Here is a 21,927-nt window from a genome sequence, read left to right on the forward strand (position 1 = left end):
ATAAATCCTCAGCATTTAAGAAATTGGTTTGCTAACTGTTGCTATTGTACCTCATAACAGCGGAAAACGCTGTAATAGAATATCCGTTGAATTGTCCCAAATCTGACGATCTGGGCGGGTTTACGCTTTTCTCTAGCTGATATTATATATTGTTGATGAACCCGCCCCAGAAGAGTTATAGTTAATTTAACGCACATAATATAACAGATTCTCTTAACTTTTTTTAACTCTCAACTTTTGCGAAATCGGAAGTTTGATCGCAAATTCTGTTCCCCGGCCAACTTCTGAATGACACTCCAAATTTCCGCCGTGGGTGTCTTTAACTATTTGGTAACTAATCGACAATCCCAAACCAGTGCCACTGCCGATCGGTTTGGTAGTAAAAAACGGGTCAAATATCCTTGACTGAACTTCGGGACGGATACCGGGCCCGGTGTCAGAAATCCGCACACACACTTGATTTTCTCGGCTGACTTCAGTAACAATGCGAATTTGGTTAACTTTGCAAGTACAGTTCGCTGATGACTCTTCCACAGCGTCGATCGCATTCAACAACAAATTCATAAATACCTGGTTTAATTGAGCCGGATAACACTCGATTTTTGGCAGTGTGCCGTAATTTTTAATAAGTTGAATTTCCCGACGTTTTTGCTGTGACTGCAATCGGTGCTGCAAAATCACCAAAGTGCTCTCTATACCTTCATGAATGTCTATTATTTTGCGAGCTGTTTCATCAAGTCTCGAAAAGTTTCGCAAAGACAGCACTATCTGTTTAATTCGGTTAGCACCTTCTTGCATTGAAGCCATGATTTTAGGAAAATCTTCAGCGATAAAATCTACCTCGATTTCTGCCAATTCTTGAGCTATTTCAGGAACTGGTTCGGGATAGTGTTGCTGATAAAGACTGAGCAATTTTAGTAAATCGCAAGCGTACTGTTTGGCGGGAATAATATTGCCGTAGATGAAGTTGACAGGGTTATTTATTTCGTGGGCCACTCCCGCTACCATTTGCCCGATACTTGACATTTTTTCGGATTGAATTAGCTGGGATTGAGCATTTTTTAAGTATTCCAGAGTTTGTTCTAGCTGTTGCGCTTTTTCTCGTTCTCGCAGTTCGCTAAGCAGCAACTCTGCTTCGGCTTGTTTGCGATCGCTAATATCCATTACTGTTCCCAACAGTTTGATTACTTCCCCGGTTTCGTTAAAAACAGCTTCCCCTCTTCCTTCCACGTATAGGATTTGACCGCTAGGATGAAGAAATCGGAACTCTCTTTTGTAGGAAATGCCTTGCGAGATAGTGAGGGTGACAGTTTTTTGAAACACGTCTCTGTCGTCGGGATGACACATCTTTAAAAGTTTTGCAGATGTCGGTTCAGTTGCACTTGAGTCAAGACCAAAAATGCGGAACACTTCTTCTGACCAAGTAATTTTATGAGTTACTAAATCAAATTCCCAACTGCCGATATGGGCAATTTTCTGGGCGGCTGCTAGACTAGCTTCGCTCTGTTGAAGTTTAAGTCGCTGTTGTTTATCTTGTTCGAGAAGATTCGCTTGAGCGATCGCAATTCCCATTTGTGCTGCCACAGCTTTCAATAATCTGATCTCATCTTGTGTCCAGTTACGCGGGGAATCGTACTGGTGCAAGCATATCATTCCGTTGGCTTTTCCCTGGTAGGAAGTGCGGATGGATATCATCGACTTCAAACCTATTTGACAGCACAAATCTCTGACATTTTCTAGCAGAGGATCGGAAAACACATCATCAGAAACTACAGCTTGATCTTGAGACAATATAAACTGAACATGAGGATTGCCCTGTACGGTAATTTGTAAATCCAAAAGCGATTTTGATGTGGCTTTTCTGTACTCAGCGACATTAAAAATTTGGGGAAATAGATTTTCTTTGTAAGTGTGAATCAAGCAGTAATCGGCATTAAAAATTCTACCTATTTGGGCTGTCGCTGTTTGAAAAACTTGCTCTGGATTTAAGCTGTAGCGGATTTCGAGAGTAATTGTTTCTAGCAGAAATCTTTGCTTGATTTGCCGTTCCAAAGCAGCTAAAGCTGTTTTAAGTTCTAGTTCTGCTTGTTTGCGAGCGCTAATTTCAGCAGCAGTTCCCAGAATTTTCCAAGGTTTGCCCTGCGGTGTTCTGGCAAACACGCTCTCCCGGCTGCAAAACCACCGATATTCACCATTCTTCTGCTGTATCCGGTATTCAAAATCAAAACTTTCGCCATCTTTTGCTACCTCAAGCTTTTTTCTTTGTTCGGAGAATGCAGGCATATCGTCAGGGTGTATTAACTTAGGAATAAAAGTGGCTGCCATCTGCTGTATTTCTTCAAACGTGTAGCCAATATCGCTATAAATTTCGCGGTTGACGTAGAGACTTCTCTCTTCTATCAAATCGTAAACGTATAATAGATTAGGATTCGTTTTAATTACTGCCGACAGCCAGTGCTGGCTTTCTCGTAGTTGTGCTTCGATCCGCTTACGTTCTTCTATTTCAGCTTCGAGCAGCGCATTTTTGGCTACAAGTTCCTTAGAAAGCCGACTGAGCAGCAGTTGATTTTCGACGCGAGCCACGACTTCTTCTATTTCAAACGGTTTAGTAATGTAATCTACCGCCCCCAGCGAAAAAGCTTTAACTTTATCAAAAACTTCATTTAAAGAGCTGATAAAAATCACAGGAATATCTTTCGTTTTCGGAGAAGCTTTTAGCTGTTCGCAGACTTGATAGCCATCCATACCGGGCATCATGATGTCCAGCAAAATCAAATCCGGTGGACTCGATAGAGCAAAGTTGAGAGCTAATTTGCCATCTCGTGTCGGCCGCAGTTTATATCCCCGCTTAGACAAAAGCCGGGATATAAGTCGCAAGCTTTCTGGATTGTCGTCCACCATTAAAATATTTTCTGGAAAAGCACTTTTTGGAAGTCTAATTGTTTCTCGTCTTGGATTTTTATCGTCAGTTGTATTCACAGCAGACCCTCAAATTATTCAAATTTTTTATGTAGGAATACTTTTAAGTCATTAACCGTTTGTAGCTAACGCTCTTAGGTAAACCAGCACAACTTTTGGGTAGATAGCACACTCCTAAATTATTTGTAATTATATCAAAAATAAGAATAGTTTGAAAATGTGTGGAAATCTAATTATCGCAGCCCATCAAGAAAACAGCCGAGATTCATCAAATCACAGGCTCAGCAAGCAAGTTTGATTAAAGGTAAAATTTTTACAATGTCTAGAAATCGGTTTCGCCTGCCTTTATCTGGGGGATCGCTATTGTGTATTCTAAGTAAATATCCTTAGTCGAAATTACAATTAAAAACCTCCCCGATCAGTGGTATCAACTTAAGACTAAAATCCTTTGTTTCTCTAGTTTTTATCCAAGTCTTGAGTCCGGTAAATCCCCTTTCTTAAGCAAGGCTAGGAGAATTTAGGCATAATTGTCAAACAGTATACCGTTACTATATTTGAGCTTAAGTTGACACCCATGGACCCTGAAACACTCCTACAATATCTTATATTTTATTTACACAGTCCGGCGGCTGATTTATGGTATCTTTGTCTCAGCCTGCAATTCCCCACAAGCGGCGTACACGGCTTTCACGTTATACCAATTCAGAAAAATTCTAGCGATTTCTAAAGCTAACTGCGGCTTACCTTGGTCAATCAACCACTGCAAAAAAGGAGTCATTGTCCGCTCGTTCAGCATCCCACCTAATGATAAAAATCCCCACAGTATTTGGTGCAAAACAGTCATTTGAATCATCATCCGCACTTCCCAGTTAGGATGCTTTTGATAAAACAAAACTCCCATTCTCCCGCGCTGAATTTCTCGGTCAATCATGCCCGGAATTTGCTCTAAACTAAAAGGTGGGTGCCAGTGATAGCCGACAGCAGCCGGACATTTAATCAATTTTAAACCTAATTTTTTCAACCTCACACCTAACTCTAAATCTTCCCATCCGTACAGTTGAAAGCGAGTGTCAAACAGTCCAGCAGCCAGCAGCCAGTGCCGGGCGATCGCGACATTTCCCGTAGCAAAATAAGCAGCCGAAAAATCGGTTATTTTGTAGGGTTCCGAAGTAGGATTATCGAAATTACAAGTATTAATCACGCTGCCGTAAGTAAAAACCGCATCAGTATCTTTGTAACTCTGTAGCAAAGCATCTGCATGGGCTTGCAAAAAATGCTCTGTTACCACCAAATCGCTGTCAATAAAAATAATCGTATCGCCCTTAGCATCTTCAACGCCTAAATTGCGCGCAGCGGCGGGGCCTTGGTGACATTGGGCGATCGATCGCACATGAGGCAACAAGTCGGCATCTGCAGCCAACCACTCCAGCGTCCCGTCCGTCGAGCCGTCGTCCACCACAATTATTTCATACTCTCTCACAATCTCACCGAACTGCTGATTTTCCAAAGCCAGTAGACATTTTGCCAAAATCGGTTTACGATTATACGTCGGAATCACAACACTAAAAAACACGGTTTTCCCCATCTCCACAGTTACCGTATCCCACGGTAGCAGATTTTCCGCAGCAACTCCCCCGGAAAATAGCAAAGTTTAGCAAAAAAAGAATATATAAATCTGTACTATTTCTGACAAGAATCGATCTCAATTAGGTGCATAATGAAAAGTCGGTTAAATCGGAGATCTTGTACCATTCTCAAGAACAGGCATCTTGCCTGTTCCACAAAAATGATATTTTTTTGTGGGGAGTAGGGGTTGGGCATCTTGCCCGCCCTGAAAAGCTTAGTGACAATGGTGCAAGATGTCAGTTAAATTCAGGATGTAAAGAGCAATGAGTCGCGCTAAAAAAGTTGTGCTAGCATATTCGGGCGGAGTCGATACCTCTGTCTGCATTCCTTACCTCAAAAACGAGTGGGGTGTGGAAGAGGTAATTACTCTGGCTGCGGATTTGGGACAGGGAGACGAATTAGAACCGATCCGCAAAAAAGCTTTAGCATCCGGTGCTTCGGAATCTTTAGTTATTGATGCTACCGAAGAATTTGTCAAAGACTATGCGTTTCCAGCGATTCAAGCTAACGCACTTTACGAAAACCGTTATCCCCTTTCGACTGCCCTGGCTCGCCCGCTGATTGCTAAATTGTTAGTAGAAGCGGCAGAAAAGTACGGTGCAGATGCGATCGCCCATGGTTGCACAGGTAAAGGAAACGATCAGGTGCGGTTCGATGTGTCGATCGGCGCGCTCAACCCCAAGATTAAAATCTTAGCACCAGCGCGGGAGTGGAAAATGAGCCGCGAGGAAACAATCGCATACGGCGAGAAATGCGGTATTCCGTCGCCAGTAAAAAAGTCTTCCCCTTACAGTATCGATCGCAACTTATTGGGAATGGCAATTGAAGCCGGAATCCTCGAAGATCCTTGGGCGGAACCCCCAGAGGAAGTTTATTTGATGACAAAGGCGATCGAACAAACTCCTGACACACCCGAATACATAGAAATCGGTTTCGATTGCGGGAATCCTGTCAGTTTGAACGGCAAAGATTTATCACCAGTCGCCCTAATTTCCCAACTCAACGAAATAGTTGGAAACCACGGAGTCGGCCGGATTGACATGATTGAAAACCGCTTAGTCGGGATTAAATCGCGGGAAATTTACGAAACACCAGCGATTTTAGTTTTGATGCAGGCGCACCGAGACTTAGAAAGTTTGACGCTGACAGCAGATGTGACGCGGTACAAACGCGGCATCGAAGAAACCTACAGCCAAATGATTTACAACGGTCTTTGGTACAATCCTTTGAAAACCGCTTTAGACGCATTTATTCAGGACACGCAAAAGCGAGTAACTGGAACCGTGCGGCTCAAACTATTCAAAGGAAATGCGACAATTGTTGGTCGCAAATCTGAAAATTCTCTCTACAGTTTCGACTTAGCAACCTACGGCGCCGAAGACGAATTCGATCACAAAGCTGCTGAAGGATTTGTCTATGTTTGGGGGCTACCAACGCGCATTTGGTCGGAGAAAAATAGAGGTTATAAATAGGAGCAAATTAGGGTTAAAAACCTGATGTTAAGCCGCCCAATCGAATTCGGATTAACACAATTCGATCTTAACTTGCCGAATCGAATTGGGGGCTACACAAGCAAAGTTCGCCTTCGCGGAATTAAGAGTAGGGTGTGCTGTGCACACCTTATTTTCCGCAATCGCCCAACCTCTGCCAATTGCCTAAGTCATGAGTTAGTAATAATTGGTAATTAGTAACAGGTTGTTATCCTAACAATTTGTTAAAGTGTCTTCACACAAATTTAGCTTTGAGGTAAGGGTTGAAACCCCTGCCGGATTGCAACAGGGCTGCGCCAGGATTGCTGGGTCAACGTAAAACAGCCGATCGCTAAGATTTCTGTTTTTCCACACTTCCCAAATCCAACTTAGCCCGCAACTCTTCCTTAATCCGATTTAAAATAGAATCCTCATCCAAAGAAGACAAAATCTTGCTCACCACAGCCTTTGGGCCATCATCTCCCCAAGAAGCACCATTAGCCAAATAAGCCTTAGTAACTTGACCGATTCCGTAGGAAGAAACCCCCGCGATCGCAGCTTGCGTCACCGCCACAGACAAATAAGGCCCTAAAGCCAAACCCCCCGTCGTCGGCGTCGCCAAACCCAACAATCCTTTCAACGAGCTCAAACCAAAATTAGCCAACAATTCGCCCGCAGTAATCCCCCCCATACTAATCGCAATCTTTTGCAGCAATTCCACCGCACCTGCTTCCGTCATCGCAATGCCGTAAACTTTAGATAAAGTTAAGATCATCACCACATCAATTACCGCACCGCTAAGAATATCAACTACAGTAATTGGATTAAGTGCGATCGCCACCGATTTCGTCATTACCGCGTTCCAAATAATTCGATTAGCCGCCTCATCTCGAATTTCCATTTTTCGCTGCACCAACTGCTCGTTAATATCCCCTGCACAGAGCATCGTATTCAGCGCGACCAAAGATTTGCCTTCTCGGTCTAAAATCTCCAAAATCTTTAATTTTAAATCTTGCACTTGTGGCAAACTGCGAGTCATTTGCACGCCCATACTTCCGTCGGGACGGCGCACCGCCCTCGCCGTCAAAGGCGAAGCCGCCGCCATCACAATTTCATCGGGAGACAACAATTCTCTTACGCGCTCGTCTCGAATTTTATGATAAATTGCCAGCCTGTCTGCATCAGGATACTGGTCAATTTTATTAAACACTAATAACATCGGTTTTCCGGCTTCCCGCAACTGCGAAAGTGCTGCGTATTCCACCTTTGTAATATCGCCAGCAACTACAAACAAAATCAAATCTGCTTGTTGAGCAACACGACGGGCTAAAAGTTCGCGAGTTTCGCCGTCAACTTCATCTATTCCCGGAGTATCGACTAATTCAACTTGCGACAAACGGTAAATAACGGGCGAAAGTCGATCTGGCAAATTCTTATCAATTCCCTCTCCGACATCCCACTGACCGATAGTCGTGGTGCGAGTCACCCCGTGAGTCGGGCCAGTTTCAAACACATTTTGACCTAGCAGCGCGTTCAAAACCGAAGATTTTCCCCTTCCCACCATCCCAAACACAGCTATTTGCACGCAAGCGCGCTCTAGCTTGTCGAGCATTTTCTCCAACCCGCCAATTTCCGGTTCCAGTCCAGTTCGCTCTTGAACTGTCAAGTCGAGATTTTCTACTATATCTCGCAGAGCATCTTTAGCGTGGCGCAGGTTGAGTTCTGCCTGAATGTCTGCGAAGCTTAAAATTGTGTCATCTAATTCGCGATCGACATTTGAAAAATCGGAGGCTTCAGTCATTGTTACCTGAGGTTATAGCTTTGCTTTACTTAAAGTTTCAACCCATACCATGCCATTCTAGCTTTTTCCGTCTGCTTTGTACATTAGGGCTAGGGCAATGGTGTGTTTATAATCCGGGTAGGGACACAGCATTGCTGTCTCCCTACATATCTCATGTAAAACCTGTTTAATTTACAACAATGATTAACCGCCTCCAAATAATAGCCAGTTATCCATTTCCTTTACGTGTAATAATTTTCCTCTTAATCTTGCTAGCAATTTGGCTGCCGCTAGCAGCACCAATTTATCTCTTAGTTAAAGATACTAACCTAGCAACTATTCTGACAATGGGATTGTTGTTTACTGAGTTTCTGTTCCTAGTGCCGCGCTGGGGAAAACAGGTTTACGGACAAACCCAATTACTCAAAAGTTACGGTTTAATCAATACGCGAAAAAACGGTTTTGAGCTTTTAATCGGATTGGCGATCGGGCTTTTGCTCACTTTCAGCTTATTTGCGGTGCAAGGGCTGTTCGGCTTAGTCGCGTGGCAAAATTCTGATAATTTGCCGAGAATCATCGCAGAAGGGCTGTTAAGCGCCCTAGGAGTCGGTTTTGCCGAGGAGTTGGTATTCCGTGGTTGGTTGCTGGACGAGTTACAGCGGGATTACAATTATAGAATATCTCTGTGGGCGAATAGCCTGGTGTTTGCCCTATCTCATTTTATCAAACCTGTCGCGGCCATGCTGCGGAGTTGGCCGCAGTTTCCGGGGTTGTTTTTGCTGGGTTTGATTCTGGTTTGGGGAAAAAGATCGCGCCAAAATCGCCTCGGTTTGTCGATCGGGCTTCATGCAGGTTTAGTCTGGGGATATTACATGATTAACATCGGGCAGTTAGTGCGATATTCGGCATCTGTTCCCGACTGGGTGACAGGAGTTAACGGCAATCCGCTAGCTGGGGCGATCGGGCTGTTGTTTTTGAGTGTCTTGGCCTTGGGAATGCGAAAAATGTCTGAACATTCCAAAGGTTTCAAGTAAGGACAAAGAGTCCTTATTTGCCACAACTTTGAGGAATAAAGTCCTCACTACCACCCAACTTATTCAGGAATTTATAAACTTATGAAACTCAGCATCTTTGGCACTGCTACACTGTTAATGTATACAGGTTTGTTAGATCGGGCAAACGCACAAAATACCGCACAAGTCAAGCCAAATAATTCTTTAGTTCAAGTGCAGCAAACGCGAGAACAAGTTCTCAATGCTTGCATCCAGAATCAGGTTGAAACCCTGCCAAATCCTTTTACCGATGTACCTTCCAATCACTGGGCTTACAAAGCTGTTTTGACAATGTATTATTGCGGGGCTTACCGAGAAGGGACGCCACCTGCTTTAATTAAAGAATCACTGGAATCGGGATCTCCTATTAGAGAAAGTGTGCCTTCCCGATTCCCTTTTCCCTTCCCATTACTATGATTTTAAAACTCAGCTGCAGGCAACGCCAGAACAAATTCTCCCTGCTGGCGTGCAGAATCAGATTGAAACCCTGCCCACTGCTTTTACCGATGTACTTTCTTATCAGTGGGCTTACAAAGCTGTTTTGACAATGTATTATTGCGGGGCTTACCGAGAAGCGACGCCACCTGATTTGCTCACAAACCGCCGATTTATAAAAGTGAATGCAAAGAAGGTGAATTAGACAAAAAAGTGACTATTCAGATATCAACTGCTAACAACACTAATTCCTGCGGCCGCCGGCGATTCGAGCTTGTGCTTCTTCACCACAATTTGCACATCGTACCCTAACGCATTTAAAAATCGAAACAACCTTTCTGTTGAAAAACCTGTCAGCTTCCCTCTCATCAACGCTGACACCTTTGGCTGGTCAATTCCTAATACTTCTGCTGCTTGAACTTGATTCAGTTTCCTTTGACTAACGATCTCAGTTATCTGGCGTACCAATTCAGCCTTCATCAGCATTTCATCAGAATTAGGCATACCCAAATCAGCAAATATATTGCCACTACTAACTTGAATATCCATCTCTTTACTCATGATTTCCCCTTTTTTTACCTGGTCTTAGTTATTCCTGAAAAAGTAGTGATAAGAAGCCGTCTATTTCCAGCTTATTTAGAAATATAAGCTACTCTTATCACTACTGATTCCAGTCTTAATTACTCTTGAACTCTTCGTAATGTTCTTGAGCTCGTTTTAGCCTTTCTTGGATTAACTTAATATCTTGTTGCGGTGTAGCAATTCCTTTTTTAGACTTTTTCTGGAAAGCGTGCAAAACATACACTGTATCTGCAAACTTTACCGTGTAAACAGCTCGATAGGTATCGCCATCATAGTCATCGGTAATTTCTAAAACTTTTGCACTTCCAAACCCTTTGAGAGGTTTAGCAGATTGGTGTTTTCCTCCTGTTTGTGCTAGATACAGAGCATAGCCCATGATGTCATGTACATCTTCAGGAAATTCTTTAAGATCGTTGAGAGAACTTCCGACCCATACAAGAGTTTTGAGTGATATTTGTGTCATTTTTATAGTATTTTATTAAGAATTTTTTATAGTTTTGAGTGATATTTGTGTCCTTTTTACAGTATTTTATTAAGAATTTTCTCATGCTTCACCCCTTCCTGTTGTTTACGACTACACTTCTATTATGCTAGATTTAGCATAAAGTGTCAAGAGTTATTGCCAAATAAATATCAATATTAAAACTGAGCCCGAACCGTAAACGAATAATCCCCACCAGGTTCAAGCTGATAATCCCATTTTTCCAGGAAACGGTGCAGCGGTTCCTGAATCAATGCCCTACCCTGAGAAGGCTCAAGTATCAGTGTTTTTTCTGCCGTGAAACGCCACTGAAACTGCCACTCAAAATTGCCGGCAGTCACTTCACCCTCAATCGTGCCTTTTTGCCAAGATTGGCCAGTAACCCGGACATATGCAGTTGTTTCTGGCAAACGTCTCGAACTCACCTTTTTGTTTCCGCGTTTGTTTCTGCAATTGTGCGACTGTTGTAAAGGCTCATGGCTTTTTCTACTCCTTGGTGCAGACTCAGTTCCACAGCTTCTACAACCAGTTTAAGCACTTTCTCTACTAACTGACTTTCCTCTGAGGAAAATTTTCCTAAAACGAAGGAAATCGTATCTTTCTCATTTTTAGCAGCATCGTTTTGAGGTTTGCCGATGCCAATCCGCAAGCGGGGAAATTTGTCCGTGCCTAAATGAGAAATTGTCGATTTCATGCCGTTGTGTCCGCCGGCAGAACCTGCAAGCCGCATTCTCAATTTCCCGATCGGCAAATCCATATCGTCGTATACTATTAATACCGACTCCGCAGGTATTTTGTACCAATCCGTCGCCGCCCGAATCGCTTGACCCGACAGATTCATGTAAGTAAGCGGTTTCAGCAAGCGGATTTTCTGTCCCCGCGGCCGGTTTCCCTCGCCAAATATGCCTTGAAATTTGCGATTTTCCGACAGGGAAATCTGCCAAGATTTAGCCAAGGCATCGACTGCATTAAAGCCTATGTTGTGTCGGGTGCGATCGTATTTAGGTTCGGGATTTCCCAACCCAACTATTAGCTGGGGAATCACTAACTCCGCTGGTGTTTCCGACTTCTGAGTGTTGTTCATTTAACTGTCTGTGCTATCTTCCTTGGGCTTCGCCGCCGCGAGTTTTTCAGTTTCCGGTTTGCTGCTAGTGGCTACTGCTTCTTCTAACTGCTTGGCTTCCCGCGTGAACTCGGATTCAAAATCCCGCGAAGCATCTTGAAAGCCTCGAATTGCCTTCCCCATACTCCGGCCGATTTCGGGTAATTTTTTCGGACCAAATACCAATAGGGCGATCGTAAAAATAACGGCCATTTCGGGCAAACCAATGCCAAAAATATTCATGTTTTTTCTCCAGCAATTTGTTTAGTTACTTCTTGTTTATTTATGCCAAAAGTAATCGGAAAGGGTAAGGAAAAACGGGAAAACTTAGCTTTTGCCCTTTCTCCTCAACCCTAAGCTTTTACTTTTAGCCTTACTGTTTTGCGATCAATTTTTAGCGGCCTAGGCTCGACCAATCCATATCCACACTCTCCAGAATCAGAGAAGAGTTGTAGATTTGCAAAATAATCAACAAGAACACGAAAAACAGTCCAATGAACACGCTCATCAACAGCGTGGTTCCCCAGCCGGGGGCTACCTTGCCGTATTCAGAGTTAAGGGGTTTGAGTATATCTCCTAACCAAGTCCGTTGTGCCATAAGTCACCTGCAATGAATCTCTACAGAAAAGTTTGACATATTTCTACCGCTAATTGCGATCGCAATTTCTCAGAAATGCCGCAGGGGGACTCGGAAAACGGGGAGTGGGGGTTGGCTGCCATACCGTACAGCGCCTAAAATCACTAGACTTTCAGACGGATTGTTATTTTTTGTAATATTATAGAGTGGAGCACTCATAATCGATCAAAAATATGGAACCCGCAGCAGTTCTCGGCATTTCACTGGGCGTGTGTCTGGTGGCAATCACCGGATTCTCGATCTACACCGCTTTCGGTCCCCCTTCTAAGGAATTGAGAGATCCTTTTGAAGAACACGAAGACTAAAGAAGAAGGAAGCCACAACACAGATTCGGACACGGCTACACGGATGAATTTAAGTGTGTTTCCAGATATCTCCAATTCTCTGTCTCTCCCTCTCTCCCTGGTAGATATTCTTCTAGGGGTGAGAAGGGAGTGATGCTGTGAGGCGATCGCGTGTCGCCTACTCGTCAATGGTATATTTTTCATAAATACAGTAAATCTCTATTCCATTTAAGCTAAAAATTATTAAGTTTCAGGGCAAAGCATAATGGGCAATATCTTTGGGCATTTATTTCGGATATCGACATTTGGGGAATCTCACGGCGGCGGTGTCGGAGTAGTAATTGACGGTTGCCCGCCCCTGGTGTCGATCGACGCATCGGAAATTCAAGCCGAACTCGATCGCCGCCGCCCCGGCCAAAGCAAAATTACTACGCCCCGCAAAGAAGCAGATACCTGCGAAATTCTGTCTGGAGTGTTTGAAGGCAAAACTTTGGGAACGCCGATCGCAATTTTAGTCCGCAATCAAGACACTCGCCCCCAAGATTACGGCGAAATGGCGACAACCTACCGCCCTTCTCACGCTGACGCTACCTACGATGCTAAGTACGGAATTCGTAACTGGCAAGGCGGAGGTCGCAGTTCCGCGAGAGAGACAATAGGTAGAGTAGCAGCAGGGGCAATTGCTAAAAAAATTCTCAAACAAGCAGCAGGAGTCGAAATAGTCGGCTACGTCAAACGCATCAAAGACTTAGAATGTGTCGCCGACCCGGACACTGTTACCTTAGAACAAGTAGAAAGCAACATCGTCCGCTGTCCAGATGCTGAATGTGCCGAAAGAATGATTGAACTGATCGAAAAAGTTCGCGACAGTGGAGATTCGATCGGCGGTGTAGTCGAATGCGTCGCCCGCAATGTACCCAAAGGACTGGGAATGCCCGTATTCGACAAACTCGAAGCCGACTTGGCAAAAGCCATCATGTCCTTGCCCGCCAGCAAAGGCTTTGAAATTGGTTCCGGGTTTGCCGGGACTCTGCTCAAGGGCAGCGAACATAATGATGAATACTATACTGATGATAAGGGTGTAATTCGTACAGTGACGAATCGCTCTGGCGGAATTCAGGGTGGGATTGCTAACGGCGAAAATATCATTTTGCGGGCGGCATTCAAGCCGACTGCGACAATTCGCCAGCAGCAGCGCACCGTTACCCGAGAAGGCGAAGAAACGCTGCTGGCTGCCAAGGGACGGCACGACCCTTGCGTTTTGCCAAGAGCTGTGCCAATGGTGGAAGCGATGGTAGCTTTAGTGTTGTGCGACCATCTGCTGCGCCATCACGGACAATGTGGAACCTTAAAGCCTGAATTTTAAAATGGAAATCAGCTTGTCCTCTGTAGCGGCAACTCCCGTTGATTGCCCTCAACCCTCCGAATCAATAAAAGGTATAGATGATTTTGTCGTACAGTTCTGGGGCGTGCGGGGCAGTGTTCCGACACCCGGACAGGAAACTGTTCGCTACGGCGGCAATACTTCTTGTTTGGAAATGCGAGTCGCTGGCAAACGCTTGATTTTTGACGGCGGAACAGGCTTGCGGATGCTGGGAGACCAGTTGGTGCAAGAAATGCCTGTGCAAGCTTATATGTTTTTTACTCACTATCACTGGGATCACATTCAAGGTTTCCCGCTGTTCGCCCCAGCTTTCATCCGCGGCAATAGCTTTGATATTTACGGCGCGACTCCGCCTGATGGAGATTGCATGAAAAGGCACTTCGTCGAACGGGTGCTCCACTCAAATTCGCCTGTGCCACTGATGGGTTTGCAGGCAGATTTGAATTTCTACGAACTCAATCACAACCAGACGATGATGCTGGACGATATTGAGATTAGGACGGGTTCTCTGAATCACCCCAATACTGCTATGGGATATCGGGTTACTTGGCAGGGACGATCGGTTGTTTATTGTTCGGATACTGAACATTTTCCCGATCGGTTAGATGAGAATGTCTACAATTTAGCCCTCGACGCTGATGTGCTGATTTACGATGCGATGTACACCGACGAGGAATATCACAACCCCAAGTCTCCGAAGGTGGGTTGGGGACACTCGACTTGGCAGGAAGCGGTGAGAATGGCTAAGGAAGCCCGCGTGAAACGAGTGGTGATTTTTCACCACGATCCGGCTCACACGGACGATTTTCTCGATCGCATCGCCGAAGATGTGCAAATCGCTTTTCCGAAGGCTGTCATGGCCCGCGAGGGTCTGATTTTGCCGATCGGCTTCTGAACCTTCGCCCTTGTGAGCTCGATCCAACCATCAACCGATAAAACCATAATTGTTATGTGAATATGTGGAGCTGGGCGGGAGACCAGCTCCACAATTTTTTTAATACGCAGCAAACTCTTAACTGCATGGTATAATTCTTGCTTGTTAAGTTTTAAGGCAAAGTATTTAAGGTTTTTTTTATTCTTCAACCGCGTCCCCAAGACGCCAAGACGTAAGATAATTGGAGAATTGCCAAGGGTGAAAAGGAGACTGTTTTGAATGTCAACAAACACGGGGAGGCGAGGCGATCGCACGCCTGAGTGCTAGTCTGATGCCAGTAGACTTCCAGAAGCCTTGTTACAGATTAATTATTAAGGACAAAAACTGAAGTTATAGCTCGGTTCAAATAAAAGCGCGATCGGTTTTTTCGGATCATGAATATTGACAACTCTCAAAAGCTAATAGCTTTTAGGTAGAAGCAGAGAAAATTTTCAGCAGTCAATTTGACTAACCAGAAAGAAACGATGGCTCTTGGGTTTGGCAGGAGCTGCGGCAAGTGAATGTTATGACTTGACTATCAAAATGGGAAATTTACGTTTTAGATCTTCAGCACATCAATACAGATGGATTGCCTTAGGCAGTTTTGCTGTAATTATGGGTATTTCAGGCGCCCTGGCCTACCGCCTCGCCCCGCCCCCCGGATTCATGGCTCAAGGCACTCTCACTTCTAATAATCCGCCAGTAAAATTTTCGAGTACGGGCACGACAATTCTCAAGCAGGGAGAGCAACTTACCCCAGAGGTTCTGCTGGCAGATAATGTTGTCAAAGCAGTGGCAGATGCAGTTAAGCTGTCGCCCCAGCAAGTTCGACAAAATGCTAGTGTCAAGATTTCTAAGCCGGAACAACCCCTAGAGATTGTTGTTGGGTATCGCTCGCTCGATCAGGAGCAAGCAATCCAAACGGCGGATATGTTGATGAAGGGCATGGTTGAAAAAAGCCGCCTGATTAACAGATATCGGTGGCAATCCGTCAATCAGTCGCTCAACCAACGCTTGGCACAAGTCACTCAAGACCTAAAACAAGCTCAGCAAAAACTCGACCAATACGAAAGAGAACGCGCTCGCCTGTTGCAGCAAATGAAGCTTCAGCAAGACTTTTACAACAAAACTCAACTTGCAATGGCGGATACGCAAGCTTCGGAAAAAGAAATGGTTAGCAGTTTGGCCGCCGCTACAGTGCCACAAATTGTGGCGACGCCCACGAGCGATCCGACAGTGCCTCTGATTTTGGGAATTGGCCTGCTGTTGGCAATTTTGGTCAGCCGGGGTTTGATTCCTTCGGTGGCGGATTGGAAGTACAAGGCAGCTTTTCAGCGAGAAGAAAGCGAAAGGCTCCAAAGTGCTTTGTACCGACTGATCAAAGAAGGCCGCGGCGAAATAACTCTGGTGCGGTTTGCGATGGAAACGCGGCTGTCGCCGGATGTCGCTCAGCGTTTTTTGAACCAACAAGCTGAAGTCTTTAATGCCAATTGCGAAATTAAAGACGACGGCAGTATCTTGTACCACTTCCACATTTAAAGGGCTACGAGCGATCGCACTCCACAGAAGACTTTAGCCGATCGAGGCATCACTGCTCGATCGGCTTGTTTTTTTCTTAATAGGACTTATCTCAGGTTCGATCGATCGACTATCCCGCTCTAGGTGGGCAGGGGTTTACGGGATCTATAACTTATACTACAACTACAGATTGTGGTAAGCCCGCCGACGCGAGCTGGCGGTGCAGTGATTTTACCCGACCTGATATTACCCTCAACCCGGTTTCTTACCTTATGGGATACCCCGGAGCTAAAAATTGCTTTATCGACAGAGGTGTTGACTAACGTAGAGCACCCGAAGATGGGGCTAGTTCGTCCCAGACTGGCTAAAAAATATTTTTTTGTTCCGCTTGCTTTTTGGTTAAATATATGTATAATGATAAAAAATCAGTAAATATACGGTTGCTTTTTACCTTAGTTACCTAGTTGAGGGGTAATTTATGCTTAAATCTTTCTTAAGGTAGAAGTCAACTCAGTACAAATGCGGTAGTATTAAGCAGTAGCCGATTCAGCGAGATTATGTAGTTTCACATCAGAAACTCGATCGGGAAAAAGCCTGGGATCAAACTCCCCAACTGAGAGCTTACATTTTCATATTGAACTTTTGTAATCACCTAGAGGCTAAATCATGATTTTAGGAATAATTGGTTCTTCTTTCCTAGCTTACTTTTTGCTAATGTCGGTCGCTAATTACGGCGACACTGGAATGTAAATTAGTTAAGGCACTTATGCACCGAGACATAAGGCAGCAGGCAAAAAAAGCTGTTTGACAACTTCTTGAGAACTTCGATTAAGTCTCAGCTTGGGCTATGTCTGTCGTGTCAGCTCGGACAAAAAAATGGATGGATGAAGGAGTCGTTAAGTACCGCTGTGACTGGGAAGAAGCAGACCCTGTAGCTGCTCGGAACATAGCAGATTTGATGGACTGGCGCGATCGGCTCCACGCTTGGGGATTAATTGGCGTCTACGAAAATGGCATAGGGTTTGGCAACGTCAGCGTCAGACTCGGCAATTCTCGCCAATTCGTAATTTCGGGAACCCAGACTGCACACTTGAGGACTCTGGGACCAGAATTCTACTGTACTGTTACCGAATTTAATTTAGAACAAAATTTCCTCGGCTGCCGGGGCCCCGTACAAGCTTCGTCGGAGTCCCTGACTCACGGGGCCCTGTACCTTAATAGAGAGGAGGTGGGCGGGATAATTCACGTCCATAATCCTATGCTATGGCAGCAACTGCTGTTTAAAATTCCTACTACTAGAAAAGAAGTACCTTACGGCACTCCCCAGATGGCCTTAGAAATGTTTAGACTTTTTGAGGAGGAGAACTTGGCAGAGCGCAAAATTCTGGCGATGGCCGGTCACGAGGACGGCATTATCTGTTTTGGCAGCACAGTGGACGAAGCTGGCAAAGTGCTTTCGGCTGTGATTGGTTACACATGAGATATCGCACTATTCTGAGAAAAAGCTAAGAAACCGGGTTTATTGAGAAAAAACCTAGGATTTTACCTGTGTCTATGGCAAGAAACTAAGGTGATGGCGTGGATGCCGGATTTGAGTTAGACTGAGCTTTACCCTTGAAATCGAGCCGCTGGCTCGATTTAGCCTAATGGGTTCAAAACTTTTGAAGTGCCTCTTGCCTCTGCGGTAAGGGAAAGATATTTTTAAATAGAAACACATTATATAACAAAAGCTGAGAGTCATCGTGAATCAAACTAAACTTGTAAGCTCAAAAGAATTGCAATCAGAGGTATCTCGTCTCACCGAAGAGCTGCAAATGCGCGACCAGTTGGTGCAGCAGTTGTCTCAAGAACTTTTCAGGCTGGTGAAGGGCAATTCTAATTTTGTGCCGGCGCCGGAAGTTTCCGATCGCCACCAAGCTCAAATGCAGGCAATGCGAGAACAACTCCAAGCTGTTGAAGAACAGGTGGGTTTTTATCAAGAACAAATTGCAGAGCGAGATGCTGAGGTTTACCAACTGCGGCAGTCGGTGCAAGAATTGACGGATCGCTCTCGGATGCTGGAACAGGTAGTACAGGAATTGCCGGGGGTTTACCGCCAGAAGTTTGCCGAACGGATCGAGCCGATTAAGGAAAAGTTGGATCAACTGCAAAAGGAAAACCGCCAGTTGCACACTGAGTTGCAAAGCGTAACTTACCGTCTAGCTGTGCGGAACCGCAAGGCTAAGGGCTTGGATCTGCCGAGTGTCGATGCTGAGGACGATCGGGGAATTCAAATGCCGAGCTTTGGCAATGTCTAAGGTTTTGATTGTGGCGGGTGGTGAGAATGATCCGGCCGCAAGTCTCAAGGCGGCGATCGCTCAATCTCATCCTTTAACTGAAGTCAATATCTGTGGGGTTTCTGAACTTAATTCTGGCGCGATCGCTCCGGGTGGGGCGCTAGTTTGTCCTTTGACGCTGGATGTGCCAGAAAATGTGGTTTTTCCGGCTCAAGAGGTGTTTCGATTTTGTGGCAATGTTTCGGCAGCGCGCGATCGAGTGTCCCAGGAGTTACTTTTTCCCGTCGGGGGTGGCAATTTTTGGCTGCCTGTGGTGTTGACGGCAAAGGGGCCACTGTATGCTGAAGTGATCGGTGGGGAACCTGACCAGCAGTCTGGCGATTTGAGTTACTCTCAACCGGTGCATTTGTCGGATGTTTGGCGACAGCAGTTGTATGAGTTGGCTTACCGCTTGCTGAATCTTTTAAATGCGCCCCCGGCGACTTATTTGATGCAGTTTGGGTTTGTAGGGGAAAGGATTTGTTTCGATCGACTTTGGCCTTTTCCGGCTGCACCTGCGATCGCTTCTGTCGGCGTTCAAGTGCCTGATTTATTTGTTTGTCATGGGTATTGCTTGACAAATAAACCTATTTATGATGTAGGAATCAGCTCTACGCTTGCTGCTTGAAGTCTCTTGCAAACTTGAGGTTTAAACTGGGGATCTCATTTTAATCAAGCCACTAAAGCCGGAGTTTCAGGGGAGACTATTTGGTCGAAACTGTCAAAGATTTCAAAGAGTTGATCTAGTTGAGTAATTTCAAAAATTAGCTTGACTGTGGCTGAGAGGTTGCAGATGACGAGGCGGCATCCCCGGTGGCGAGCGGCGTTGAGTCCACCGACTAAGGCGCAGATCCCGGAACTGTCGATGAAATCTACCGCGCCCATGTCTATTACCCAGAGTTTGTGGCGATCTGGCACAATCTCGGCTAGCTGTTGCTGGAGGAGGCTGCCGGCTTGGGAGTCGAGGCAGTTGTGAGGTTGAAGGACGATGGGTGGGTTGAAGTTGGGAAATTCCATAGCAGTTATCCTACGATCGTAAAGTATGAATAAGTGAGTTTATTTGCTGACTCTCTTGAAAAACTCAGGGGATTTCAGCGTATGTTTTAGGAGGCGCGATCGGGCTAGGGAATCGGTGGGGAGAGCCGTTGTGATAAATTTAGTAGGAAACTAGGTAGCGATCGCGCCGAACGCAACCGCAACAATTCTCTATTAATCTAGTATGCCTGAAAGGCTAATTTTTAGTTAGACCAGCGATCGCGACAACAGTGTGTTCTTCATCACAGCGAAAGATTGCACTATTGGCTGAATCGAGCCAATATATAAATGTATTGAGCTTTGCAAAAGTTTACGAAGGCAGTATCGAATGTCTTTTGAGTTTTTATCGTTAGAGACTATTCAGCAATTCGCGCGTGATTACGGCTACTGGGCAGTATTTCTAGGAATTTTGCTGGAAAATCTGGGAGTTCCTCTTCCAGGCGAGACTATTACGATTGCTGGCGGGTTTTTAGCTGGCAGCGGGGAACTGAATTACTGGTTTGTGCTCGGCAGTGCGATCGCCGGTGCGACTGTGGGAGGAAACCTTGGTTATGCGATCGGCAGGTATGGCGGCTGGCCACTGCTGCTGAAGTTGGGAAAATTTTTCCGCTTTCGAGAAGAACAACTGTTTGACTTAAAAGAACAGTTTAGCAAAAATGCAGCTAAAGCCGTATTTTTGGGTCGTTTCATCGCATTGCTGAGAATTTTTGCTAGCCCCCTAGCAGGTATTGCAGAAATGCCTTTTTGGAAATTTTCGCTGTTCAATGTTCTGGGTGCTGCCAGTTGGGCATCTGTAATGGTGAGTTTATCCTACTTCTTGGGACAAGTTGTGTCTTTAGAGAAATTGGTAGCTTGGGCTGCTCAATTTGCAGTATTTGCTTTGCTGTTAGCAGTTGCTTGGATTGCAATTCCTATTTGGTTGGAGTCGCGGAGTTTGGACAAGACTAAATAAGATTGGCGGTTAGACTTTTTGCAAAAGTTCGGGATTTTCTGTTTTTAACCGCAGATGAACGCAGATATTATCTATTTTTGCAAAAAGTCTAAGGATTGGCTATCTCCTATTAATAAGTCACGACTTCTGTCTTCAAAATTGTCAAGTTGGTAGCGCGAACTTCTATCCTGAGTCTCATCTCGACTTAGTATGAGGATGTTCTTGGATTGAGTTAAATAGGAAGGATTTCAAAAACTTGATCGCTATAATTATAATTCACAGAATGCTGCCAACCAGGGAGGAGAAGAAGTGCGATCGCAATAATCAGGGTGTTCGCTGAAAGGCCCTGTAATAAATACTCTAGCTCTTCAATTACTTTAAACAGTCTATTAGCAATATATTCAGGACTTACGCAATCAAGGGCCTTAAATCAAAACTTGGAGATTACTTCAATAGGCTATCTTCTGACAGAAAATAGTAGTGTACGTGATCTAGATTCTCTGGAGATACCTGAATACACCAATGAAACACCTTATTTACGATGGAATCCAAACATTCAGCAATTTTAGCTTGATTAGTTCGGTCATTTAGCAATAACAAAGTCAGACTTTTTTATCTAATATCTTATTTTTATTCCTCGGTTAATGCTTATTGAGCTTGCTCTATTTGTTTTGGACTCAGATAATTTTGGGCGGATAGTCTTGCACTAATTGAGGGAAATACTTTTGAAGTATAAATAAGTCGGTGAGAAAAAACAAAACTATGTTAAAATAAGTAAACATAGAGAATACGTCTACTGAGGTAACTCAATATATGGGCGCTAGATTAAGGGTATTTCTCAGTCAAGAGCAAGATAAAACCCTATTAAAACTGAGAACTACGGATGTTCCCCAAAAAGTCAAAGACCGAGCAGAAGTAATTAGATTAAATGCAGATGGCTGGTACGTTGAAAAAATAGCTGCTCACTTTAATTGGACCCCACAAACAGTGAGGGAGGTTTTACATAGATGGCAAAAACTAGGCATGGAAGGGCTTTGGGAATTACCGGGTCGAGGAGGAAAACCGAAGTAGAAAGAAGAAGACATAGAGTTTTTAACAGAATGCCTCAAAAATGAACCACGCACCTACAACAGCGTTCAATTAGCCCAGAAATTAGAAAAAGAGCGTTCTATTAAACTAAGTCCGGATCGATTAAGACGAATACTAAAAAAAAAGGATTTATTTGGAAACGAGCGAGGCAGAGCCACAAAGGAAAACAAGAAAGTGCAGTACGCCAAATCAAACAAGCAGACCTAGATATGCTGGAATGGGCTGCTGCTGCGGGAGAAATTGACTTAAAATATTTAGATGAATCAGGATTTGGTGCGTGGAGCGAACCTAGTTACACTTATTACAAACGAGGACAGCAAAAACGGTTAGAACAAACCAAGAGGCGTGGTCGGAGATTAAGTATTGTAGGACTTT

The 21,927-nt window shown here is 44.6% G+C and carries 23 protein-coding genes; 13 read left to right on the forward strand and 10 right to left on the reverse strand.

Translation table 11 applies throughout. From position 1 onward, the window contains the following. Positions 1–213 precede the first annotated feature (213 nt). A complete protein-coding gene (locus QUA38_RS15360) occupies positions 214–2,979 on the reverse strand; it encodes a PAS domain-containing protein (protein WP_333163128.1) in 2,766 nt (921 codons plus the stop codon). A gap of 574 nt (positions 2,980–3,553) precedes the next feature. After that, positions 3,554–4,492, reverse strand: a complete 939-nt coding sequence (locus QUA38_RS15365) for a glycosyltransferase (protein WP_333163157.1) — start codon at positions 4,490–4,492, stop codon at positions 3,554–3,556. A gap of 316 nt (positions 4,493–4,808) precedes the next feature. Between QUA38_RS15365 and QUA38_RS15370 the strand changes: the two genes are divergently transcribed. After that, complete coding sequence (locus tag QUA38_RS15370; RefSeq protein WP_333163130.1) at positions 4,809–6,017, forward strand: argininosuccinate synthase; 1,209 nt, start codon at positions 4,809–4,811, stop codon at positions 6,015–6,017. A 349-nt stretch (positions 6,018–6,366) separates the two neighbouring features. Here QUA38_RS15370 and QUA38_RS15375 read toward each other — a convergent pair whose 3' ends face one another. Further along, entirely contained in the window at positions 6,367–7,815 is a 1,449-nt protein-coding gene (locus QUA38_RS15375; protein WP_333163131.1) for a GTP-binding protein, read from the reverse strand. Positions 7,816–7,994: 179 nt separating this feature from the next. Between QUA38_RS15375 and QUA38_RS15380 the strand changes: the two genes are divergently transcribed. The 3 genes from QUA38_RS15380 (at position 7,995) to QUA38_RS15390 (ending at position 9,486) form a co-directional block, all read left to right on the forward strand. Beyond that, the gene (locus tag QUA38_RS15380) at positions 7,995–8,828 is read left to right on the forward strand and encodes a CPBP family intramembrane glutamic endopeptidase (protein WP_333163133.1); all 834 of its coding nucleotides are present in this window, start codon (positions 7,995–7,997) and stop codon (positions 8,826–8,828) included. A gap of 81 nt (positions 8,829–8,909) precedes the next feature. Next, complete coding sequence (locus QUA38_RS15385) at positions 8,910–9,263, forward strand: S-layer protein (protein ID WP_333163135.1); 354 nt, start codon at positions 8,910–8,912, stop codon at positions 9,261–9,263. Positions 9,264–9,312: 49 nt separating this feature from the next. After that, complete coding sequence (locus tag QUA38_RS15390; RefSeq protein ID WP_333163137.1) at positions 9,313–9,486, forward strand: hypothetical protein; 174 nt, start codon at positions 9,313–9,315, stop codon at positions 9,484–9,486. Positions 9,487–9,509: 23 nt separating this feature from the next. Here QUA38_RS15390 and QUA38_RS15395 read toward each other — a convergent pair whose 3' ends face one another. The 6 genes from QUA38_RS15395 to psbH form a co-directional block, all read right to left on the reverse strand. Further along, positions 9,510–9,842, reverse strand: coding sequence for a helix-turn-helix transcriptional regulator (locus QUA38_RS15395; RefSeq protein WP_333163139.1), 333 nt, complete (start codon positions 9,840–9,842; stop codon positions 9,510–9,512). A 115-nt stretch (positions 9,843–9,957) separates the two neighbouring features. Next, on the reverse strand, positions 9,958–10,326 hold the full coding sequence (locus tag QUA38_RS15400) for a type II toxin-antitoxin system RelE/ParE family toxin (protein WP_333163141.1): 369 nt from the start codon (positions 10,324–10,326) through the stop codon (positions 9,958–9,960). A gap of 176 nt (positions 10,327–10,502) precedes the next feature. Further along, positions 10,503–10,769: a DUF3146 family protein gene (locus QUA38_RS15405; protein ID WP_333163143.1), complete on the reverse strand. Its 267-nt coding sequence runs from the start codon at positions 10,767–10,769 to the stop codon at positions 10,503–10,505. Further along, positions 10,766–11,428 (reverse strand): aminoacyl-tRNA hydrolase, encoded by a 663-nt coding sequence (pth, locus tag QUA38_RS15410; RefSeq protein WP_015176009.1) that lies wholly within the window; start codon positions 11,426–11,428, stop codon positions 10,766–10,768. Before pth ends, QUA38_RS15405 begins: the two co-directional genes overlap by 4 nt. Further along, complete coding sequence (locus tag QUA38_RS15415) at positions 11,429–11,689, reverse strand: TatA/E family twin arginine-targeting protein translocase (protein ID WP_333096244.1); 261 nt, start codon at positions 11,687–11,689, stop codon at positions 11,429–11,431. Between the two features lie 151 nt (positions 11,690–11,840). Beyond that, positions 11,841–12,044 carry a photosystem II reaction center phosphoprotein PsbH gene (psbH, locus tag QUA38_RS15420; protein ID WP_015176007.1) on the reverse strand — a complete coding sequence of 68 codons (204 nt, stop codon included), beginning with the start codon at positions 12,042–12,044 and terminating at the stop codon, positions 11,841–11,843. Positions 12,045–12,256: 212 nt separating this feature from the next. Between psbH and psbN the strand changes: the two genes are divergently transcribed. The 7 genes from psbN to QUA38_RS15455 all read left to right on the forward strand — a co-directional run bounded on the left by psbN (position 12,257) and on the right by QUA38_RS15455 (position 19,125). Beyond that, complete coding sequence (gene psbN, locus QUA38_RS15425) at positions 12,257–12,388, forward strand: photosystem II reaction center protein PsbN (protein WP_006633693.1); 132 nt, start codon at positions 12,257–12,259, stop codon at positions 12,386–12,388. Positions 12,389–12,632: 244 nt separating this feature from the next. Beyond that, positions 12,633–13,733, forward strand: coding sequence for a chorismate synthase (gene aroC / locus QUA38_RS15430; RefSeq protein ID WP_333163146.1), 1,101 nt, complete (start codon positions 12,633–12,635; stop codon positions 13,731–13,733). 1 nt (position 13,734) lies between these two features. After that, entirely contained in the window at positions 13,735–14,646 is a 912-nt protein-coding gene (locus tag QUA38_RS15435) for an MBL fold metallo-hydrolase (RefSeq protein ID WP_333163148.1), read from the forward strand. A gap of 633 nt (positions 14,647–15,279) precedes the next feature. Continuing rightward, the gene (locus tag QUA38_RS15440) at positions 15,280–16,203 is read left to right on the forward strand and encodes a hypothetical protein (protein ID WP_333163150.1); all 924 of its coding nucleotides are present in this window, start codon (positions 15,280–15,282) and stop codon (positions 16,201–16,203) included. An 826-nt stretch (positions 16,204–17,029) separates the two neighbouring features. Next, positions 17,030–17,662 (forward strand): class II aldolase/adducin family protein, encoded by a 633-nt coding sequence (locus QUA38_RS15445; RefSeq protein ID WP_333163152.1) that lies wholly within the window; start codon positions 17,030–17,032, stop codon positions 17,660–17,662. 262 nt (positions 17,663–17,924) lie between these two features. Continuing rightward, positions 17,925–18,479, forward strand: coding sequence for an Npun_F5560 family protein (locus tag QUA38_RS15450; RefSeq protein WP_333078699.1), 555 nt, complete (start codon positions 17,925–17,927; stop codon positions 18,477–18,479). Next, the gene (locus QUA38_RS15455; RefSeq protein ID WP_333163154.1) at positions 18,472–19,125 is read left to right on the forward strand and encodes a hypothetical protein; all 654 of its coding nucleotides are present in this window, start codon (positions 18,472–18,474) and stop codon (positions 19,123–19,125) included. Before QUA38_RS15450 ends, QUA38_RS15455 begins: the two co-directional genes overlap by 8 nt. Positions 19,126–19,169: 44 nt before the next feature. On the opposite strand, the gene QUA38_RS15460 is transcribed toward QUA38_RS15455, so the two are convergent. Beyond that, positions 19,170–19,514, reverse strand: a complete 345-nt coding sequence (locus QUA38_RS15460; RefSeq protein ID WP_333078701.1) for an STAS domain-containing protein — start codon at positions 19,512–19,514, stop codon at positions 19,170–19,172. Positions 19,515–19,860: 346 nt separating this feature from the next. Here QUA38_RS15460 and QUA38_RS15465 point away from each other — a divergent pair, with 346 nt between their 5' ends. Together QUA38_RS15465 and QUA38_RS15470 are read left to right on the forward strand one after the other, a co-directional pair. After that, positions 19,861–20,484 (forward strand): DedA family protein, encoded by a 624-nt coding sequence (locus tag QUA38_RS15465; RefSeq protein WP_333071083.1) that lies wholly within the window; start codon positions 19,861–19,863, stop codon positions 20,482–20,484. A 792-nt stretch (positions 20,485–21,276) separates the two neighbouring features. Next, complete coding sequence (locus QUA38_RS15470) at positions 21,277–21,534, forward strand: helix-turn-helix domain-containing protein (RefSeq protein WP_333163155.1); 258 nt, start codon at positions 21,277–21,279, stop codon at positions 21,532–21,534. Positions 21,535–21,927 lie beyond the last annotated feature (393 nt).

Source organism: Microcoleus sp. Pol12B4 (assembly GCF_036701385.1).
Lineage (GTDB): Bacteria > Cyanobacteriota > Cyanobacteriia > Cyanobacteriales > Microcoleaceae > Microcoleus.

Excerpts from the sequence above, each read along its gene's own strand:
- QUA38_RS15370 (WP_333163130.1), top strand. The coding sequence starts at position 4,809 with ATGAGTCGCGCTAAAAAAGTTGTGCTAGCATATTCGGGCGGAGTCGAT.
- QUA38_RS15375 (WP_333163131.1), bottom strand. The coding sequence starts at position 7,815 with ATGACTGAAGCCTCCGATTTTTCAAATGTCGATCGCGAATTAGATGAC.
- QUA38_RS15380 (WP_333163133.1), top strand. The coding sequence starts at position 7,995 with ATGATTAACCGCCTCCAAATAATAGCCAGTTATCCATTTCCTTTACGT.
- QUA38_RS15385 (WP_333163135.1), top strand. The coding sequence starts at position 8,910 with ATGAAACTCAGCATCTTTGGCACTGCTACACTGTTAATGTATACAGGT.
- QUA38_RS15395 (WP_333163139.1), bottom strand. The coding sequence starts at position 9,842 with ATGAGTAAAGAGATGGATATTCAAGTTAGTAGTGGCAATATATTTGCT.
- QUA38_RS15400 (WP_333163141.1), bottom strand. The coding sequence starts at position 10,326 with ATGACACAAATATCACTCAAAACTCTTGTATGGGTCGGAAGTTCTCTC.
- pth (WP_015176009.1), bottom strand. The coding sequence starts at position 11,428 with ATGAACAACACTCAGAAGTCGGAAACACCAGCGGAGTTAGTGATTCCC.
- QUA38_RS15415 (WP_333096244.1), bottom strand. The coding sequence starts at position 11,689 with ATGAATATTTTTGGCATTGGTTTGCCCGAAATGGCCGTTATTTTTACG.
- psbH (WP_015176007.1), bottom strand. The coding sequence starts at position 12,044 with ATGGCACAACGGACTTGGTTAGGAGATATACTCAAACCCCTTAACTCT.
- psbN (WP_006633693.1), top strand. The coding sequence starts at position 12,257 with ATGGAACCCGCAGCAGTTCTCGGCATTTCACTGGGCGTGTGTCTGGTG.
- aroC (WP_333163146.1), top strand. The coding sequence starts at position 12,633 with ATGGGCAATATCTTTGGGCATTTATTTCGGATATCGACATTTGGGGAA.
- QUA38_RS15435 (WP_333163148.1), top strand. The coding sequence starts at position 13,735 with ATGGAAATCAGCTTGTCCTCTGTAGCGGCAACTCCCGTTGATTGCCCT.
- QUA38_RS15440 (WP_333163150.1), top strand. The coding sequence starts at position 15,280 with ATGGGTATTTCAGGCGCCCTGGCCTACCGCCTCGCCCCGCCCCCCGGA.
- QUA38_RS15445 (WP_333163152.1), top strand. The coding sequence starts at position 17,030 with ATGTCTGTCGTGTCAGCTCGGACAAAAAAATGGATGGATGAAGGAGTC.
- QUA38_RS15455 (WP_333163154.1), top strand. The coding sequence starts at position 18,472 with ATGTCTAAGGTTTTGATTGTGGCGGGTGGTGAGAATGATCCGGCCGCA.
- QUA38_RS15460 (WP_333078701.1), bottom strand. The coding sequence starts at position 19,514 with ATGGAATTTCCCAACTTCAACCCACCCATCGTCCTTCAACCTCACAAC.
- QUA38_RS15465 (WP_333071083.1), top strand. The coding sequence starts at position 19,861 with ATGTCTTTTGAGTTTTTATCGTTAGAGACTATTCAGCAATTCGCGCGT.
- QUA38_RS15470 (WP_333163155.1), top strand. The coding sequence starts at position 21,277 with ATGGGCGCTAGATTAAGGGTATTTCTCAGTCAAGAGCAAGATAAAACC.